The following is a 17,879-nucleotide window of genomic DNA, read 5'->3' as shown; positions in this document are numbered from 1 at the left end:
CACCCCTCGCCGAGGAGGCCTGAGATGAACCATCCAGCCGCACTGTCCCCGCCGGCCACGCTCGCCAACCGGGTATCCGAAATGTGGCCGCCGCGCGCGACGGACGCGTCCCCGTTCGGGTGCGAGGTCTGTGGCTGGGCGGCGTCGGGCGCCATGGACCTCACCGGGCCCGCGGGCGGGCCGCCCGACATCTCCCCCGCGCCCGCCTTCGCCCGGCTGGGCGAGGTCCTGAGCCTGCTCGCGCGCACGACCGCCGCACTGGGACGGGCGGTGAGGCTGGCTCCCGGCGCGGTACTCACCGCGCGTGCGGTCGACCACGGTTTCCGGCGCGCGGGCACACGCTCGGCGGGCGGGTCCACCCGCCTGCTGCGCACCGCCGACGGCTGGTGCGCACTGACCCTGTCGCGTGCCGACGATATCGCCGCCGTGCCCGCGATCATCGGCGCCCACCGGACCGGCGACCACTGGAAAGCGCTGGCGCACTTCGCCGTCGACGTCTCCGCGGCCGACCTCGCCGACCGCGCCCAACTGCTCGGGGTCCCGGCCGCCGCTCTTCCCCCCGGCGGACCGAAGGCCGATCCGGGCACGCCACCGTGGCAGCTGTCCCGGCTCGCGGCACCGGCACCCTGGCGAAACCTGACGGGGCGGCTGGTGGTGGACCTGTCCTCGATGTGGGCGGGGCCGCTGTGCGCCCACATTCTCGGCCGGGCCGGGGCACGGGTGATCAAGGTGGAGAGTCCGCATCGGCCCGACGGTGCGCGGGCGGATCACCATTTCTTCGACACCCTGCACGCCGGACACGAATTCCGCACCGTCGACTTTCGCACCGATTCCGGGCGAGACGAATTGGCGGCGCTGCTGGCGGCCGCCGATATCGTGATCGAGGCCTCCCGCCCCCGCGCGCTGGCGCAACTGGGGCTCGGGCCCGACCGGCGCGGGCTGCGTCCCGGCCAGATCTGGGTCGGTCTCACCGGCTACGGCCGGTCCGAGCCGATGCGGGTGGCCTTCGGCGACGACGCGGCGGTGGCCGGCGGGCTCGTCGGCACCGGCCACGGCATGCCGGTGTTCTGCGCGGATGCGATCGGCGACCCGCTCTCGGGAATCGCTGCGGCACTGGCGGTCTGCGCGGCCGTGCGGGCGGGCGGCGGTGTCCTGGCCGACGTCTCGATGCGCGCGGTCACGGCCGCTTTCGCCGCCGCGCCGCCGCGCTGCGCGGGCCCGCACCGGGTCTTCACCCATGACGGGCGCTGGCAGGTCCGGTGCGCGCATACCGGACGCACCCAGGCCGTCCTGTCCCCGCGCTCCGCACAGACGCACGCCGAGTCCGCATTCCCGGGTGGTGTCGCATGTTGATTCGCAACGCCGTCGTCTTCGGCAGCGCTCACACCGATATCCGCTGCGAACGCGGCACCATCACCGAATGCGGGCGCGGCCTGCGGCCACAGGCCGGCGAGGACGATATCGACGCGCGCGGCGGATGGCTTGTGCCGGGCCTGCACGACCATCACATCCACCTGCGCTCACTCGCCGCGCGCTCCGAGTCCATTCCGGTGGGCCCGGACCGGATTCACGGGCCGCACGCACTGGCGGCGCGGCTGCGGGAGGCCGCACGCCGGACACCCGGACATGCCTGGATCCGCGCCGTGGACTACCACGACGACGTCGCCGGGGCGATCGACCGGTGGACGCTGGACCGCATGGATGTCGGGCGGCCGGTGCGGGTGCAGCATCGTTCCGGCGCGCTGTGGATCCTCGATTCCCACGCCTGCGCTCTGCTCGAGGTCGACAACTGTCATCTGCCGGGGGTGGAACGTGATCCGCAGGGCCGGGTCACGGGCCGGCTGTGGCGAATGGATACCTGGCTCGGCGACCGGCTCGGCTGCCTGGCACCCGACCCGGCCCCCGTCTCGGCGGTGGCCGCGACACGCGGAATCACCGGATTCACCGATGCCACACCGGATCTCACCCGGCCCGAGGTCGGCACGCTGGCCGCCGCGGTGCTGGACGGGCGCATCGTGCAGCGCGTCTACTGCATGGCCGAACCCGATATCGAGGATCCGCACGTCGAGCGATTCCGTCTGGGGCCCACCAAAATTCTGCTCGACGACACCGCCCTGCCGGACCTCGACGATTTCGTGGTGCGGCTGCGCCGGTTGCACAGTGCGGGCCGGGCCGCGGCGGTGCACTGCGTCACCCGTGTCCAGTTGATCCTGACCATGGCCGCCCTCGATCTGGCCGGGGTGGTGCCCGGCGACCGCATCGAACACGGTGCCATCGTTCCCGCCGAGGTGCTGACCTGGTTGCGCCGCAACGATATTCCGGTGATCACCCAACCGCATTTCCTGATCGAGCGCGCCGCCCAGTACGCCCGCGAGGTGCCCGCCGAGGACCGGCCCGATCTGTGGCGGCTCGGTTCGCTGCTCGCCGCGGGCGTCGGGGTGGCGGCCGGGACCGACGCGCCCTTCGGCGACCCGGACCCCTGGGCGGTGGTGCGCGCCGCCATCGATCGCGGCCCGGGCCGACCGGCGGAGGCGCTGTCACCGCTCACCGCGTTGTCGCTGTTCTTCGGCACCGCCGCCAGGCCGCATATTCCCCGCACCATCGCCACGGGGCACACCGCCGATCTGACCCTGCTGCGCGTTCCGCCCACCGAACTCGGCGAGGTGCTCGACTCGTCGCCCGTGGCCGCCACGATCGTCGCCGGGCAGGTCGTCTACCGGGCGACGTAGCGGGCAGGGCGGAATCGGCCGTTTGCCGTGCGGGCGCCGAATCGGGTGTATCGTCGCAGCCAAACAGGAGAGTATGATTCTCCATAACAGAGATTGATAATCTCGTACTGTCGCCCGCCGCGCCGGGCCGCCGCCGTCCGCACCAGCACGAGGAACCTCATGAATATCGATGACATGATCCTGGTCAGCATCGACGACCACGTGGTCGAGCCGGCCGACATGTTCGACCGGCATACGCCGAAGAAGTACGCCGAGTACGTGCCACAATTGCTCACCAACGAGCAGGGCATCGATCAGTGGACCTATCGCGGCCGGCCGGTCGGCGTCACCGGGCTCAACGCGGTCGTCGGCTGGCCCAAGGAGGAGTGGGACAAGAACCCCACTCGCTACGCCGAGATGCGTCCGGGCGTCTACGACATTCACGACCGGGTCCGGGATATGAATGCCAACGGCGTGTTCGCCTCGATGTGCTTCCCGACCTTCGCCGGCTTCAGCGCGGGCCACCTGAGTCAGTTCAAGGACGAGATCACCGTGGCGATGATCCAGGCCTACAACAACTGGCACATCGACGAGTGGTGCGCCACCTATCCGGGCCGGTTCATCCCGAATGCCATTCTGCCGCTGTGGGATCCGCAACTGGCGGTGGCGGAGATCCAGCGGGTGGCGGCCAAGGGATTCCACGGCGTGACCATGTCGGAGATTCCGCACGTGGAGGGTCACCCGTCCTATCACGACATCGAGTACTGGGGTCCGGTGTTCGCCGCGCTCGCCGATACCGGCCTGGTGATGAATCTGCACATCGGGCCCGGCTTCGGCGCCCTGCGCATGGCCCCGGACGCGCCGATCGACAATCTGATGGTGCTGGCGCCCAGCGTGTCCCAGATCGCGGTCCAGGATCTGCTGTGGGGCCCCGCGCTGCGCAGCTATCCGGGATTGAAGGTGGCGCTGTCCGAGGGCGGCATCGGCTGGATCCCGTATTTCCTCGACCGCTCGGACCGCCACTACACCAACCAGAAGTGGCTGCGCCGCGACTTCGGCGGGAAGATGCCCTCGGACGTGTTCCGCGAACACGTCATGGCCTGCTATGTCACCGACAAGACCTCGTTGAAGCTGCGGCACGAGATCGGCATCGACATCATCGCGTGGGAATGCGACTACCCGCATTCGGATTCGCTGTGGCCGGACGCCCCGGAATTCGTCCTGGCCGAACTCGAGGCGGCGGGCGCCGACGACGCCGACATCTCCAAGATCACCTGGCAGAACGCCTGCCGGTTCCTGAACTGGGAACCCTTCGCGCACATCCCGCGCGAGCAGGCGACCGTCGGCGCGCTGCGCGCCCAGGCCGCCGATGTCGATCTGACCGTCCGGCCCCGCAAGGAATGGGCCGAGCTGTACGCCCAGCGCGCCTGACGGCGCGAAAGCGGTTGTCCCCCAACCCTGATCGTTAGGCATACACCATGCAGATGATGGTCTTCTCCACCCCGCGCGAGGGAATGGACGACGAATACAACACCTGGTACAACGACGTGCACATTCCCGAACTGCTGCAGATGGAGGGCATCCGTTCCTGTTCGCGGTATCGGGCCCCGCAGCTCGAGGGGCAGGGCGCCACGCACCGGTATCTGGCGGTCTACGAGATCGACGGCGACGCCGAGGCGGTCCTCGAGCAGTTGCGCGCCAACTCGGCGGAAGGCCGATCCACCCTCAGCCCGGCGATAGACCCGAAGGCCACCCAGATCACCTTCTGGGAACCGCTGTAGAAACTCCGGTCGCCACCCCGGGGTGTCGACCGGCCACCACTCCCATCGGCGGCGCGCCGGCCTCTCGACGTCGCCGATGGGTGCCCCGCCTCCCGCGAACTCGATATCCGCACACCTCACCGGGTTCGCGGGAGGCCCTTGCGTAAGGACCACATTCGTGACTGCCGCCCCCACCGCCGACCAACGGCTGTTCCGGACCACCACCCGCGACTTTCTCGCCGCCACCGTGCCCGTGGACACGGTGCGCCGCCTCGCCGACTCCCCCGACGGCTTCGATCGGGACTGGTGGCGGCGCGGCGCCGAGCTGGGCTGGACCGCGCCCCTGGTCCCCGAACGGCTCGGCGGCGGCGCGGTATCGGACACGCCGATGGCCGACCTCGCACTGCTCGCCGAGGAATTCGGGCGCGCGTGCGCCCCCGGGCCGCTGCTCGCGGTGAATGCCACGCTGACCGGATTGCTCGGCAGCACAGGAGATTTCGACGCGGCGATAGCGGACGTCCTCGCCGGAGCCGCAATCGCGACCTGGGCCCACTACGAACCGGGCACGGGTCCGGCTCCTGCCACCTTCGACACCGTGGCCACGCCGGACGGTGCCGGATACCGGCTGTCGGGGGTGAAGGATCGCGTCGAATACGGTGCCCAGGCCGATCTGCTGATCGTCGACGCCCAGGGGCCCGAGGGCCCGGTGCAGCTCCTCGTCGCCACGGACGCGCCCGGTGTCACCGTCACCCCGGTGTGGACCCTGGACGTCGTGCGTCGCGCGGCCACAGTCGTTTTCGACGACGTATCCGTCGCCTCGGACGCCGTGGTGCAGCGCGATCCCGAAGCCGCCGCAGCCGCCGCTGAGGCGCAACTGCTCGTGGCCGCCACGCTGAGCGCCGCGGAGATGGCCGGAGCCGCGCAGCGAGCCTTCGAGGCCACGGTGCAGTGGATGTTCGACCGCTACACCTTCGGCCGTCCGCTCGCCTCGTATCAGGCGCTCAAACACCGGGCCGCCGACATCGCCACCACCCTGGAAGCATGCCGGGCCACCTCCTGGGCCGCGGCCGCGAGCTTCGGCGACGACACCATCGACACGGCCGAGGCGGTCGGCGTCGCGAAATCCTTCGTCGGCGCCACGGCCGGCGAGATCGTGCAGGAATGCGTGCAGATCCACGGTGGGCTCGGCGTCACCTGGGAACACGATCTGCATTTGTATCTGCGCCGGGTCACGCTCGGACGGGCCCTGTACGGCACCCCGGCCGAACACCGGCGCCGGCTCACCGATCTGCTGGAGACGATCCCCGCATGAGCACCACCGAATCCGCCACCACCACAACCGAATCGGTCGACAGTTTCCGCGACCGCGCCCGTCGCTGGTTGCGGGACACGCTGCCGCCGGCGCCGCCGGTCCGTTCGGGTGAGCAGAAATCGCCGGAGGTGTGGGCCCGCGCTCGCGAACTGCAGCGCATTCTCTACGACGGCGGCTTCGCCGGGATCTGCTTTCCCGCCGAATACGGCGGCCTGGGCCTGAGCCCGGCCCATCAGCGCGCCTTCACCGAGGAGTCGCGCCCGTACGAGATGCCGCTGGCGCTCAATATCCCGACCCTCACCATCTGCGCCGCAACACTTCTCGACATGGGAAGCGAGGAGCAGAAGCGCACCCACATCGCCGCCGCGCTGCGCGGTGAGGAGCTGCTGGTGCAATTCCTGTCCGAACCGCGCGGCGGATCCGATCTGGCCGGCCTCACCACCCGCGCCGATCGTGACGGTGACGAGTGGGTGCTGAACGGGTCCAAGATCTGGAGTTCGGGCGCCTATGCGGCCGACTATGCGCTGTGCCTGGCCCGCACCGACTGGCAGGTGCCCAAACATGCCGGGCTGACCATGTTCCTGGTAACGGTGAACTCCCCTGGACTGACCATCCGCCGGATCACCCAGGTCGACGGGTCCACCGAATTCTGTCAGGAGTTCTTCGACGATGTCCGGATCCCGGCCGATGCCGTGGTCGGCGAGGTCGACGGCGGCTGGGCGGTCGCGAGCCGGTTGCTGCAGCACGAACGCAGCGCGGTCGGTGGCGCCTCCCCGTACGCCAGCGGCGTGGGCCAGCACAGTGGCCGCGATGTACGCGGCCTCATCGAGATCGCCCGGCGCACCGGACAACTCGCCGATCCGCGCGTGCGCGAGGACATCGGCGAAGCGCATGCGATGAATCTGGTTCACGACCAGCTCATCGCCCATGTCGGCGCCCGCATCGCCGCCGGCGATCTGGCTCCCGCCGCCGGTTCGATCGTGCGCCTGTTCAGCGCCCGCAATTCGTGGCTGCAGTCCGATGCCGCCCTGCGCATCGCCGGCGCCGCCGCCGCGACCGGCGACCCGGGCGGCGAACCCGGCCTCGGCCGAGCCGGCCAGGAGTACCTCTACCGGCAGGCCTGGAGCCTCGCCGGCGGCAGCACCGAAATGGCCCGCAACATCATCAGCGAACGCGTCCTGGGCATGCCGCGCGAGGACGCCGCCGACCGGGATGTGCCGTTCGATCAGGTGCGGCGTGGGCGTTAGGCCGGCGCCGGCCTGTTCCCCGACGGGGTGAGCACGAGCCTGCCGAAGACCTCACCGGCCGCCATCCGGCGATGGGCGAGCACCGCCTGGTCCAAGGAAAGTTCTTCGTGCACAACCGCTTTCAGGTCACCGCGGACGGCCGCGTCGAACAGTTCGGCGGTCGCGGTGCGACGCTCGCCCCACGGTACGGTGTCGGCGCTGAAGGTGGCGAACGACATCGACTTCTTGAACGCGGCGATCATTTCCATGCCGAAATCCGCGGGCGGCAGCCCACCCGTCGCCCCGACGGCCACCATCCGGCCGTTCGGTGCGAGCCTGGCGAAGAAGGCCGGCAACTCCGCCCCGGCGACGATATCGATGACGACGTCATAGGCGGCGGGAGCCTCCGCGCCGCCCGCGCCGGACCGGTTCAGCACATGGGTCGCCCCGAGGTCGCGCAGGCGTTCGCCACGCGCGGCCGACGAGGTGGTGACCGCGACCGCCCCGGCGCCGAGGCGCACCGCCAACTGGACCGCCATGACCCCGATGCCGCCGCCCGCACCCCGCACCAATACCGACTCGCCCTGCGCGAAACCGGCGTGGCGCAGGGCGAAGCGCGCCACCATCCCGCAGGTGCCCAGCGTCACCGCCTGCGCGGCGGACAGGCCCGCCGGCAGTGCGACGAGCGAATCCGCCCGCACGGCGGCATATTCCACGTAACCACCACCTTCGCCGGTGAATGCCCACACCCGCCGTCCGGTCCATGCGGGGTCGACACCGTCGCCCACGGCCACCACGGTTCCGGCGACCTCGCTGCCGGGAACATGCCCCGGCGCGAATCCGTAACCGGCCGGCCCGCCACGACGGATCAGGACATCCACTCCGCCGACACCGATCGCCTCGGTGGCGATCACGACCTGTCCCGCGCCCGCGATCGGATCGGGCACCTCGGCCACCGTCAGCACCTCGGGTCCGCCGAACGCTTCGATGATCACTGCTTTCACTGCTCTGCTCCGTCTTCTGTCCACTCGAGCATCGATAGGCGGACCGTAACGGACGCCTGCGTCCGTTTAGCTAAAGTGAGAGCGGTGACCAGGCGTTCGTCTCACTCTCTGCGTTCGGATGCGCGGGACAATCGCGCCCGCATCCTCGACGCGGCGCGTGCGGTATTCCTCACCCAGGGCCTCGACGTGCCGATCCGGGAGGTGGCGCGTCGCGCCGAGGTCGGCCCCGCCACCCTCTATCGCCATTTCCCGACCAAGGAACTGCTGGTCGCCGAGGCGTTCACCGATCAGATGCACGCGTGCCGGTCCATCGTGGACGAAGGTCTGCGCAACCCGGACCCGTGGCAGGGTTTCCGCGGTGCCGTGGAGAAACTGTGCGAGATGTATGCCCGCGACCGAGGTTTCACCGCGGCTTTCATGTTCACCTTCCCGCACGCGATGGACTTCGCGGCGTTGCGTACCGCCACGCTGGCGGCCACGGCCGAACTGCTCCGCCGCGCCAAGGCCACCGGCCGGCTGCGTCCGGAGGTCGTGCTGGACGATCTGCTCTTGATGATCATGGCCAACAACGGCATTCAGGCGCCGACGCCGGAGGCCCGCGTCGCGGCGTCGCGGCGCTTCGCCACATTCATGATCGACGGTTTCCGGACCTCGCCCGAATCCTCCCCGTTGCCACCGGTTCCGCTGCTGAGGCCCGGCGCGGGTCCAGCGTCCGAGACGGACCGCCCACCCGGACGTCGGTGATGACACTATCAAGGGATGAGGAGTGTGCAGAATTTCCGGGACCTCGCCACGGCGCATCTGCGCGAGTTCGGGTTCCGCACGTCGCTCGATGCTCCGGGAATTCGCCGGGCCACCGTCGTGCTGTGTGTGCTCGAGCACGACGGGCACCCCTGCGTGATCGTGATCAAGCGGGCCTATCGCGGCCGCAACGCCGGTCAGTGGGCGCTGCCCGGCGGGCGGGTCGACGGTGACGAAAGCGCGATCGCGGCGGGGTTGCGGGAATTGCACGAGGAGATCGGCCTGGTCGCCTCGCGCACCGATGTCCTCGGCAGGCTCGACGATTTCCCGGCGGCGTCCGGTTTCGCGATCACTCCGATCGTCGTCGCCCTCGACGATCCCGGGGCCCTCGACCCCAACGCCGACGAGGTGCACGCCGTTCATTTCGTTCGGCTCGACCGCCTCGCCGCCGACGATGTGCCGCACTGGGTCGACCGGCCGGACGGCTCCCGGCTGCTGCAGCTCAGGATCGGCGACTCGATGACCATCCACGCACCGACCGGCGCCATACTGCTGCAATTCCGCGACGTCGTGCTCCTCGGCCGCGAAACCCGGGTGGCGGACCTGCTGCAACCCGACTGGACGCACAACTGACGACGTACGCCCCGTTCACGGCACCGTATGCGGCGTGGGCGCACGGTCCAGCCAGGCCGCGAACGCGTCGAAGGTGAAGGGGCGTCCGAGGAAGTCGGCCACCGAATCGGCCGCGTCGCGCGAACCACCCGGTGCCAGGATCCGGTCGCGGTAGCGTTGCGCCACAACGGGATCGAACAGGTCGCCGGCGTCGAACGCGGAGAACAGATCCTTCGCGATCACCAGACTCCACAGATAGGTGTAGTACGCGGAGGTGTAGCCGGCCAGGTGCCCGAACGAGGCTTGGAAATGAGTCTGCGGCACCTCGGCGATCCCGCTGTGCCGCGTCACGGCATCGACGACCACCGGGTCGTGGTCGGCGGGCCTGTCCTGGTGCAGCAGATAGGACACCTCGGTGTAGCCGACCTGTGTGAGGACCGAAACGCCCTTGCCGAATTCTTTCGCCGCCCGCATGCGGTCCACCAGTTCGGCGGGGATGGGCGCACCGTTCTCGTCGACGGCGAAGGTGGCGAGAACGGTTGCGTCCCACGCCCATTCCTCCAGCATCTGCGACGGGGCCTCGACGAAGTCCCATTCCGTGGCGACACCGGAGAAGCGCGCCCAGTCCTGGTGGCCGCCCACGACGTGGTGGATCAGGTGCCCGAACTCGTGGAACAGCGTGACGACGTGCTGATGTTCCATCAGCCCGCGCGAGAAGTTGCACACCAGCACGCCCTCGGGCAGGAGTTTTCCGGCGACACCGCCGACGAGGTCGAATTGCGCGGCGTGCTTGTATTTGCCCTCGCGAGGATGCAGGTCCAGATAGATCCGCCCGCGTCGTTCACCGTCGGCGTAGACGTCGTAGACGGTGACGTCCTCGTGCCAGCGCGGTACGTCGACGGGTCGATACTCCAGTCCGAAGAGGCGGCCGGTGACTTCGAGCAGACCGGCTCGCACGCGCGGGAAATCGAAGTAGCGGCGTACCTCCCGGGCGTCGACGTCGTACTGTTCGCGCCGCACGAGTTCGGTGTAGTAGCCGACCTCGGAGCGGTCGATGCTCGTGGCGGTGGGCTCGTCCTCGCGGCGCCGGGCGAGCAGTGTCTCGAGATCGCGCCGGCCTGCGGCGTCGGCGGCGCTCGCGATGCGCTCGATGAATTCGGCGATGGCGTGCCCGCTGCCGATCATCTTGACGTCGGCGTCGTAATCGGGCCAGCTGTCGAAGCCGAGCAGCCGTGCCTTCTCGGCACGAAGATCCAGGATCTCGTGCAGCACAGCGTCGTTGGCGGGCCAGCCGCGGCTCTCGAACTCCACGGTGAGGGCGCGGCGGGCCTCGGCGTCCCGGGCGTAGGTGCGAAACGGCAGATAGTCGGGATAGTCGGTGGTGATCGTGACGAGCCCGTCCGCTGCGGGCGGATGCGCGGTGACGAAATCCGCGGGCAGCCCGTCGAGTTGGCCGGGTGAGACCCGGACCGAGCGGACGTCTTCGCGGATGGTCCGGCCGAATTCCTGTTCCAGTACGGTGAGCCGCTCGGAGATCGCCCGGAGCCGGTCCCGGGTCGGCTCGTCGCGGTCCACACCGCTGCGCCGGAAATCGCGCAGGACATGCGCGCGCATGCGCGCCGACACCTCGTCCAGGCTCGCGGAGTCGGTGGCGGCGACGATGTCGTAGAGATCGCGGTCGAGATCGCGCGCGGTCCGGGCTCGATCGACCTCTAGCACCAATTCCTCGGCCGGCCCGCGCACCTCGGGGTCGGGGTGGACTTCGGCGAACAGGTGCGCGGCCGAATCGGCCCCGCGCAGCGCGATGTCGGCGTCGTTCCACAGTTCGAGCACGCCGGCGGTGTCACCGGATGTCGCGGCTTTCAGCTGCGCCACCGTTTCCGCCGCCGTCCGCAGCCGGGCACGGACGTAATCGCCGAGCCAGTCCGGCCACTCGGCCGACGGCAGTGCAAGCGGTTCGCTACTCATGCCCCGACTCTAACCGCGGCCGGGATTTCCCGGCCCTCGGGAAACCGCCACGTGCCGGCCATGTGCGGGGATTACCCGAAGTAGGAGGCGTATTCGCCGAACGGGACCTGCCCGGTGGGACTGCCCTTCATGGCGTCGACCACGGGGCCGGGAATGGGAGCCCAGTAGGCGGGCATGGCGGCCGCCGAGGCGGGTTTCAAGATGTAGATCAGGGCGAAGTTCACGATCCACAACGGCGGCGCCATCGACATGCCGACCACGGTGCTCGTATTACCCTCTGTGTTGGTGACCAGCTGAGCCGCACCCGAAATCTGTTGCGCCACAAACCCGTAAGCGGCCTGCACCGTGTAGGCGGACCGGTACAGCGCGACCAGACTCCGGGTCGCACCGTTGTCCCGCAACCAGTTACCGACATATCCGCCGGGCGCGATCAGGGTATTCACCTGCCGCGTCGGCGCGTCCGCGTTGGCCGGGCTCTCCAGCATGCCGCTCGGGTTCACATACAACCCGTAACTGGCCAGGGTCGAGGGCGTACGTTGCCCGCCGACATCGGAATAGAGCGGTCGGCCGACCGTATTGGCGAGGATGTCGACGCACGCGTTGATCACATTCGCCGCGTCCCGGTTGCCGCCGACTCCCCCACCGCTGCTCAAATCCTGATACTGCTGATCGGTCAACGCATCGGCGCGGTCGAGCCCGATCTGCGCCGCGATCCGATCCGCCGCCGCCTCGCCGAGCGGCTGGTTCAGCTGATCCGGGCTGCTCATCCGCGTCGGCGCCACCTGCTCGTATCCGGGCGCGCCGGAGAAGGGAACGGAGAACCCGGAGTCGGCAGCGTTTGCCACTGGTTCGCCCGTAGCCGTCTGGGAGACCCCCAGCGAGACGATGCAGAGCCCGATCACTGCCGCCGCTATGCCGATTCCGCGGTAGCCCGCTCCGCGCCGGGGCCTCGGACCCGTCAACCCTCCGCTGCGCATACGTCAACCTCTCCGACCGTCATCATGCGAGGTGAAGCGATAATTTCCCTAGTCAAACGCTGCGACCGACACCGTGTCAAGGTCCCGGCGGACGGTTACCCGGAAGCCGACCGGTGGAATGCACCCGAGTGGCAACGTCGCGGGTGCCAAGGATTCCGCTCGCGGGCGCTGCCGATTTGCGGACACGTCGAGAGGCGACTCTCGCCACCATCATGACAATTCCGGCAACTGCCGCGCCCAGACCCCAACCGGCCGGCACATCCGTCGGCCAATGCGCCCCCAGGTAGACCATCGCGATACCGATGGAGACGAGGAGCGCGGCGATGACGCCTCCCACCCAGCGCCGATGCTCCGCCGGCCAGGGCAGGACCGAATAGGCGGTGACCGCGACAGCGGCCGTCATCGCGGCCACGGTCGAGGGCATCGAGAACGCATGCCACCCGCGCCACCGTGGTCAAAGCCGATGTTCTATGGAGCGAAAGCCACCGCAGGATAGTCATGTCCAGACTCACGATGGATATGCTGCGCTGTCGCGGGAACGGGGGAGCATGCTCGATCCGCAGCGTGCGGGCCCACCGGCGGCCGACACTGCGGCCAGGCCTTCTCGCAGGTCCTTCACGAAATACTCGGGAACTTCCAGCGACGGGAAATGTCCGCCGAATTCGGGTGCGTTCCATCGGACGATCCGGCGGTACCGCTCCTGCGCCCAGGGGCGCGGGCATTTTTCGATGTCGTGGGGGTACATGGTGATTGCCGACGGGACATCGACTCGGAGGTCGGGGTCGAGCGAGTTGTGGCTTTCGTAATAGATGCGGGCTGCCGATGCGCCGGTGCGCGTCAGCCAATACAGAGTGACGTCATCGAGAATGCGATCTTTGGAGATCGTTTCGAACGGGCTGTCGTCGGTGTCGCTCCACTCGGCGAACTTGTCGAGGATCCAGGCGAGGAGTCCGACCGGTGAGTCGAGGAGCGAGTAGCCGATGGTCTGTGGCCGGGTGGCCTGCTGCTTCGCGTATGCGGCGCGGTGGCGCCAGAAATGACGGGTTTCCTCGGCCCACCTGCGTTCGGCCGCGGTCAGCCCGTCTGTTGTCGACCCGGGCGGGGCCTCGGCGAACAGCGAGTGGATGCCGAGCACATGTTCCGGGAACCTGCCGCCGAGAACCGTCGTGATGTTGCCTCCCCAGTCGCCGCCGTGGGCCAGGAACCGGCGATAGCCGAGCCTTTCCATCAGTTCCACCCATGCGGCGGCGATCTTTTCGGTGCCCCACCCGGTGGTGGCCGGTTTATCGCTGTAACCGAAGCCCGGTAGGGACGGGACCACGACGTGGAACGCCGGCGCGGATGCGTCCTTCGGGTCTGCCAAATCGTCTACCACGTCGATGAATTCGGCAATGCTGCCCGGCCAGCCGTGCGTCAGGATCAGGGGAATCGCATCCGGGCGCGCGGATCGCCGGTGCAGGAAGTGGATTCCCAGGCCGTCGATTGCCGTGCGGTACTGGCCGATTCGATCGAGACGCTCCTCGAACGAACGCCAGTTGTATTCGGTGCGCCAGTAATTCACGACCTCGACGAGGTCGGCGAGAGGAACGCCTTGTGCCCATCGCCCGGGGCCGGGCGCGGCGCTAGCGACCGTCTCGGCCTCCGGTAGGCGCGCGGCGGTCAATCGTGCTCGCAGGTCGTCGAGGTCAGCATCGGTTGCGCGGGCTTCGAATGGCTGTACGTCGATGGAATCGGGCGCGGACATCGGATCGAGGTGGCCGAGTGCGGACATGAGACCTCCTGGTCATCGCGGAACCGGCTACCGCCTGTTGTGAACCGGCTAAGACGGTTCTAACATGACGGTGCGACAGCCCGCAACCAGCTAAGGTGGTTCCATGCCTGCTGGACTTCCCGATTTCCGCCTCGGCACCGTGCTGGCGACCAGCTTCACGGGCACTCTGTCGGAGCGTCACGGCGATCCTGTGGAACGCATTCCCACACCGCAGCGACTCGTCGATTGGCTGGAGGTGAACGGCCTGGCCGTGGATTCCTGCACCACCGCCCAACTCGACCTTGCCCGGGAACTGAGGGAAGCAATTCACGCCGCCGCGACAGCGGCCGCAATCGGCGACGCGCTCCCCGCCTCGGCCGTCCGAATCATCAACGACCGCAGTATTCAGGGCCGGGCCGCGGCAATCCTGACGCCCGAGGGCCATCGCCGATGGCGGCTCAGTTCGCCCTCCTGCGTAGAAGACGCACTGGGCGTCGTCGCCGCCGACGCGATCGACATCATCTCAGGCGAACGAGACGGCAAATTGGCCCTGTGCGGTTCGCCGAGCTGCCGCGCCGCCTTCTTCGATACCAGCCAGAGCCGCACCCGCAAATGGTGCGATATGAACACCTGCGGAAACCGCCAGAAGAAAGCGCGCTTCAACGCCACCCACCGCCGCCGCTAGCCTTGGAGCATGGACCTCGGGGAGCGGCTCCAATCTCTGCGCAAACGACGCGGGCTCACGCAACGGGAGTTCGCGGAGCTGTCTGGTGTCTCATTGTCGTATATCCGGAAGATCGAGCAGGGTGAGCGTAACGACGCTCGCATCGACACACTCCGGCGGTTCGCTGTCACCCTCGGTTGTTCTCTGACAGCGCTTCTCGGCCCGGCGCCCAGCGCTCCGGAATCCGGGGGCGATTCGGAACTGTGGAAACCGACACGAGACGCGCTCGCGGCCATGCGGGACTCGACCACGGAGGAGCCGATGCCTGCCGGAGGCGTGGAAGCCGCTCTCGCCGACGGGACGCGCCTCTATCACGACAACCGCTACGAGGCGCTGGCTCACGTGCTGCCGCGACTGATCGAGGATGCCCAGGTGGCGTCGCCGTTGGTGCGGTCACGGGTGCTGCAACTCACGGGTTCAGCGATGGTGCAGACCCGCCAACTATCCGCCGCGCGCATGGCATTGGATCGGTCGCTGGCCGATGCCGAGTCGACCGGCAATGTCCTCGACGCCGCCTCGGCGGTCATCACACTGTGCTGGTTGCTGATCGTCGAACGACAATTCGATGCCGTCCGCCGACTCGCCACCGAATGGGCCGACCGCGTCGAGCCGCGCCTCTCGGTCGCGACCACCCGCGAGATATCCACCTGGGGATGGCTTCTGCTGCGCGGGTCCGCCGCAGCCATTCGCGACAATCGCCCGGATGAGGCCGATGACATGATGCGCCTAGCCGCCGCGGGCGCGGTGGCCGTCAGGCGCGAGCAAGCTCCCTATCACCAGTATTGGACGACATTCGATCCACCGACCGTCGCCATGAAGCGGGTCGAGAACGCCGTCGTCGCCGACCGGCCGGACATCGCTCTGCGCCTCGCCCGCGACATCGCTCCCGACCCACGGCCCACGTCGGACAACCGCAATCGCCATCTGCTCGATGTCGCCTCGGCGCATCTCAAGGTGCGGCACTACGACGCGGCATTCGAGATCTTGACGACGCTGTCGCGCGAGGCCCGGCCCTGGCTCGTCGAGCAGAGAATGGCGCGTGACTTACTCGGTCGGATCATCGCGAAGCGACGGACTCTGACCGTGGAGATGCGCGAACTGGCCGGACTTCTGAGGCTGGAATACTATGCAGCGCAACGTCTTCGCAGTGTCACTTCCGGAGACCACCCCGGCAAAGTGCCATTGTCGACCCCCTCGGACGATGTGAAGCTCGATGCGGCCTCGCCGCCGGGTGAAAACGCCTCGGCGGCGGGCGCCTACCCAGGGCCATCACCGGAGAGGGGAAGCATTTATGCGCGACTCGGACGCCACAGGCTCGGTCAGGCCGTTCGGCACCCTTTGGCGCACAACAGGTTCAACCCTTCATACCGAGGACAGGCAACTATCAGCCGAACTGCCCGAACGGATCCCGGGCGCATGCACCCACTTCTTTCCCGATCGGAAAGCCCAACTCCAACCGCCGCCCCCTGATCTGCTGTACCGGGTCCTCGCCGGCCTGCGCGGAAGCAAGGACAGGTCACCGATTCCCTGTCCTCCGCCACTCGCATACGGGTACCTCCGGCTCGATCTCGTCTCCGCAGACGATCTTCACAGCAGCGAACTCCGCCTGACAATGGCTGCGAAGACGCTCGGCTGCGAACTCGCCGCGATCTTCCGCGAGCCGACACCGGAGACCACCGTCCCGCCCGCGTACTCGGAGCTGGTTCGCGAATGCTGCCGCGCCGAGGCCCGCATTGTCATCACGGGCCGCGATCACTTGTCGAAACATGACGGTGAGGCGAATTGATGCCCGGAGCAGTCAACCGGCGAGGAGAGCCGGACATGTGTCGCGTCATGGTCGGGCTGGATAGGCTGGCGACCGTGATGAGGATTCGGCATCTCGTTCTGGCCGGCGTCGTGGCGACGAGTGTGATCGCGTGCGGCAAGTCGGAACCGGATCCGTCGAAAACGTCATCGGCACCGACGATTCGCACCGCCTGCGACGCCAGTGCGGCGAACGGATCCGTCTTCACCACCACAGTGCGCCCTGATATGCCCTTCACGCTCCAGCTTCCGCAATTGAGGGGCTGGCAGGTGACGCCGGCGGAAAACGACGATCTGGTGTTGCGTCGCGTCGATCGGCACGCAGGACGGATGAGCAGCGCGACCGTCACCCTCGCCGTGTCTCCTCCACACAGCGCCGCCGACAACAGCGTCGTGATGAGTGCGATCGAAGGCACGCGGCGGCAGTGGCGATCCGAGGCCGTCCAGGTGTGCGGTTGGGGCGGAACCCGGTCCACCGGAGTTTCGCCCGCGACCGGTTCCGATGGGGTCGACCAGTACCACGAGTTTCTCGGCTTCGAATACCTTGCAGGCGAGATGCTGTACCCGATCCGAATGTCGGTCGAGGCCACGGCCTCCGATCGGGATATGTACAAACCCGATATCGACACCTTCGTCGACGGACTGCAGATAGTGCCGACAACTCCGGTCAGTTGAGCAGCGTCGATTCACGCGGCGATGAGCACACCCCACGCCACAGTGCGGCCGGATACGCTGTCGGACCGCACATGTGGTCCGGATCGCCGTCCACTGCCTACGCCTGAATTCGGACGCGCGCCGAATTGTGAGACTTCACCACGCCAAACAGACTCTGAGCATCCGGGGTGGTCAGCGATCAGGAGCCCGACACCTCGTGAACGGTCAACCCCATCGTCGTAGCCAACCACCGCCGAGCCCGCGCATGGAATTCGCGCGCAGGCCCCGCCCCGGGCGCCCAACTGTCGAAACCGTGCGGCGCGCCCGGCACGATGTCGAGCTCCACCTCCACGCCCGCCGCGCGCAGACGCTCCGCGTAGGCGACGTCCTCGTCGTGGAACAGGTCGATGGTGCCGACGCCTATCCAGGTCGGCGGGGTACCGGTGAGGTCGCCGCGACGGGCGGCTACGGCGAAATCGGGCACGGTGGCGCTGCCGGGTGGGGCGGCGAGGTAGCTGCTCCAGCCGTAGCGATTGTTGTCGTTGGTCCAGCCGAGATGGCGCAGGGCGTCCAGGTCGCGGCGTGCGGCGGTGTGGTCGTCGAGCATCGGCGCGCTCAACCACAGGGCGGCCGGGCGGGA

The 17,879-nt window shown here is 68.5% G+C and carries 18 protein-coding genes; 12 read left to right on the top strand and 6 right to left on the bottom strand.

The window, feature by feature from the left end:
• The first annotated feature begins 24 nt into the window (after nt 1–24).
• The 6 genes from NE2_RS31225 (at nt 25) to NE2_RS31200 (ending at nt 7,027) form a co-directional block, all read left to right on the top strand.
• Nucleotides 25–1,353, top strand: coding sequence for a CoA transferase (locus NE2_RS31225; RefSeq protein WP_084494456.1), 1,329 nt, complete (start codon nt 25–27; stop codon nt 1,351–1,353).
• Complete coding sequence (locus NE2_RS31220) at nt 1,347–2,729, top strand: amidohydrolase family protein (protein WP_063031933.1); 1,383 nt, start codon at nt 1,347–1,349, stop codon at nt 2,727–2,729. Before NE2_RS31225 ends, NE2_RS31220 begins: the two co-directional genes overlap by 7 nt.
• Before the next feature lie 159 nt (nt 2,730–2,888).
• A complete protein-coding gene (locus NE2_RS31215; RefSeq protein WP_063031931.1) occupies nt 2,889–4,139 on the top strand; it encodes an amidohydrolase family protein in 1,251 nt (416 codons plus the stop codon).
• A 47-nt stretch (nt 4,140–4,186) separates the two neighbouring features.
• Nucleotides 4,187–4,489, top strand: a complete 303-nt coding sequence (locus tag NE2_RS31210; protein WP_063031929.1) for a DUF4286 family protein — start codon at nt 4,187–4,189, stop codon at nt 4,487–4,489.
• A gap of 157 nt (nt 4,490–4,646) precedes the next feature.
• A complete protein-coding gene (locus tag NE2_RS31205) occupies nt 4,647–5,780 on the top strand; it encodes an acyl-CoA dehydrogenase family protein (RefSeq protein WP_063031927.1) in 1,134 nt (377 codons plus the stop codon).
• The gene (locus NE2_RS31200; RefSeq protein ID WP_063031925.1) at nt 5,777–7,027 is read left to right on the top strand and encodes an acyl-CoA dehydrogenase family protein; all 1,251 of its coding nucleotides are present in this window, start codon (nt 5,777–5,779) and stop codon (nt 7,025–7,027) included. Before NE2_RS31205 ends, NE2_RS31200 begins: the two co-directional genes overlap by 4 nt.
• On the opposite strand, the gene NE2_RS31195 is transcribed toward NE2_RS31200, so the two are convergent.
• Nucleotides 7,024–8,010, bottom strand: coding sequence for a zinc-binding dehydrogenase (locus NE2_RS31195; protein WP_063031923.1), 987 nt, complete (start codon nt 8,008–8,010; stop codon nt 7,024–7,026). The two genes, NE2_RS31200 and NE2_RS31195, sit on opposite strands and share 4 nt — an antisense overlap.
• 84 nt (nt 8,011–8,094) lie before the next feature.
• Here NE2_RS31195 and NE2_RS31190 point away from each other — a divergent pair, with 84 nt between their 5' ends.
• A complete protein-coding gene (locus NE2_RS31190) occupies nt 8,095–8,754 on the top strand; it encodes a TetR/AcrR family transcriptional regulator (protein WP_106958399.1) in 660 nt (219 codons plus the stop codon).
• 15 nt (nt 8,755–8,769) lie between these two features.
• Nucleotides 8,770–9,384: an NUDIX hydrolase gene (locus tag NE2_RS31185; protein WP_063031920.1), complete on the top strand. Its 615-nt coding sequence runs from the start codon at nt 8,770–8,772 to the stop codon at nt 9,382–9,384.
• A 15-nt stretch (nt 9,385–9,399) separates the two neighbouring features.
• Here NE2_RS31185 and NE2_RS31180 read toward each other — a convergent pair whose 3' ends face one another.
• The 4 genes from NE2_RS31180 to NE2_RS31165 form a co-directional block, all read right to left on the bottom strand.
• Entirely contained in the window at nt 9,400–11,331 is a 1,932-nt protein-coding gene (locus NE2_RS31180; protein WP_063031918.1) for a M3 family metallopeptidase, read from the bottom strand.
• Between the two features lie 71 nt (nt 11,332–11,402).
• Nucleotides 11,403–12,308, bottom strand: coding sequence for a hypothetical protein (locus tag NE2_RS31175; RefSeq protein ID WP_063031916.1), 906 nt, complete (start codon nt 12,306–12,308; stop codon nt 11,403–11,405).
• Nucleotides 12,309–12,384: 76 nt separating this feature from the next.
• Nucleotides 12,385–12,732 carry a phosphatase PAP2 family protein gene (locus NE2_RS31170; protein WP_063031914.1) on the bottom strand — a complete coding sequence of 116 codons (348 nt, stop codon included), beginning with the start codon at nt 12,730–12,732 and terminating at the stop codon, nt 12,385–12,387.
• A gap of 84 nt (nt 12,733–12,816) precedes the next feature.
• A complete protein-coding gene (locus NE2_RS31165) occupies nt 12,817–14,079 on the bottom strand; it encodes an epoxide hydrolase family protein (RefSeq protein ID WP_373862294.1) in 1,263 nt (420 codons plus the stop codon).
• A 103-nt stretch (nt 14,080–14,182) separates the two neighbouring features.
• Between NE2_RS31165 and NE2_RS31160 the strand changes: the two genes are divergently transcribed.
• The 4 genes from NE2_RS31160 (at nt 14,183) to NE2_RS31150 (ending at nt 17,260) form a co-directional block, all read left to right on the top strand.
• Nucleotides 14,183–14,743: a CGNR zinc finger domain-containing protein gene (locus tag NE2_RS31160; protein WP_063031912.1), complete on the top strand. Its 561-nt coding sequence runs from the start codon at nt 14,183–14,185 to the stop codon at nt 14,741–14,743.
• Nucleotides 14,744–14,752: 9 nt separating this feature from the next.
• Nucleotides 14,753–16,252 carry a helix-turn-helix domain-containing protein gene (locus NE2_RS31155; RefSeq protein WP_063909533.1) on the top strand — a complete coding sequence of 500 codons (1,500 nt, stop codon included), beginning with the start codon at nt 14,753–14,755 and terminating at the stop codon, nt 16,250–16,252.
• A 142-nt stretch (nt 16,253–16,394) separates the two neighbouring features.
• Nucleotides 16,395–16,568 (top strand): hypothetical protein, encoded by a 174-nt coding sequence (locus NE2_RS36080; protein ID WP_157110985.1) that lies wholly within the window; start codon nt 16,395–16,397, stop codon nt 16,566–16,568.
• Nucleotides 16,569–16,642: 74 nt separating this feature from the next.
• Nucleotides 16,643–17,260 (top strand): hypothetical protein, encoded by a 618-nt coding sequence (locus NE2_RS31150; protein WP_146165171.1) that lies wholly within the window; start codon nt 16,643–16,645, stop codon nt 17,258–17,260.
• A 178-nt stretch (nt 17,261–17,438) separates the two neighbouring features.
• Here the strand turns inward: NE2_RS31150 and NE2_RS31145 are convergent.
• Nucleotides 17,439–17,879, bottom strand: a 441-nt coding sequence (locus NE2_RS31145) for an alpha/beta hydrolase fold domain-containing protein (protein WP_157110984.1), incomplete at its 5' end; no start/stop codon positions are given.

The organism is Nocardia elegans NBRC 108235 (assembly GCF_001612845.1).
Taxonomy (GTDB): domain Bacteria; phylum Actinomycetota; class Actinomycetes; order Mycobacteriales; family Mycobacteriaceae; genus Nocardia; species Nocardia nova.
This window is presented reverse-complemented; position numbering and strand designations above follow the sequence as displayed.

Excerpts from the sequence above, each read along its gene's own strand:
- NE2_RS31170 (WP_063031914.1), bottom strand. The coding sequence starts at position 12,732 with ATGCCCTCGACCGTGGCCGCGATGACGGCCGCTGTCGCGGTCACCGCC.
- NE2_RS31215 (WP_063031931.1), top strand. The coding sequence starts at position 2,889 with ATGAATATCGATGACATGATCCTGGTCAGCATCGACGACCACGTGGTC.
- NE2_RS31165 (WP_373862294.1), bottom strand. The coding sequence starts at position 14,079 with ATGTCCGCACTCGGCCACCTCGATCCGATGTCCGCGCCCGATTCCATC.
- NE2_RS31200 (WP_063031925.1), top strand. The coding sequence starts at position 5,777 with ATGAGCACCACCGAATCCGCCACCACCACAACCGAATCGGTCGACAGT.
- NE2_RS31160 (WP_063031912.1), top strand. The coding sequence starts at position 14,183 with ATGCCTGCTGGACTTCCCGATTTCCGCCTCGGCACCGTGCTGGCGACC.
- NE2_RS31155 (WP_063909533.1), top strand. The coding sequence starts at position 14,753 with ATGGACCTCGGGGAGCGGCTCCAATCTCTGCGCAAACGACGCGGGCTC.
- NE2_RS31185 (WP_063031920.1), top strand. The coding sequence starts at position 8,770 with ATGAGGAGTGTGCAGAATTTCCGGGACCTCGCCACGGCGCATCTGCGC.
- NE2_RS36080 (WP_157110985.1), top strand. The coding sequence starts at position 16,395 with ATGGCTGCGAAGACGCTCGGCTGCGAACTCGCCGCGATCTTCCGCGAG.
- NE2_RS31225 (WP_084494456.1), top strand. The coding sequence starts at position 25 with ATGAACCATCCAGCCGCACTGTCCCCGCCGGCCACGCTCGCCAACCGG.
- NE2_RS31180 (WP_063031918.1), bottom strand. The coding sequence starts at position 11,331 with ATGAGTAGCGAACCGCTTGCACTGCCGTCGGCCGAGTGGCCGGACTGG.
- NE2_RS31220 (WP_063031933.1), top strand. The coding sequence starts at position 1,347 with ATGTTGATTCGCAACGCCGTCGTCTTCGGCAGCGCTCACACCGATATC.
- NE2_RS31175 (WP_063031916.1), bottom strand. The coding sequence starts at position 12,308 with ATGCGCAGCGGAGGGTTGACGGGTCCGAGGCCCCGGCGCGGAGCGGGC.
- NE2_RS31210 (WP_063031929.1), top strand. The coding sequence starts at position 4,187 with ATGCAGATGATGGTCTTCTCCACCCCGCGCGAGGGAATGGACGACGAA.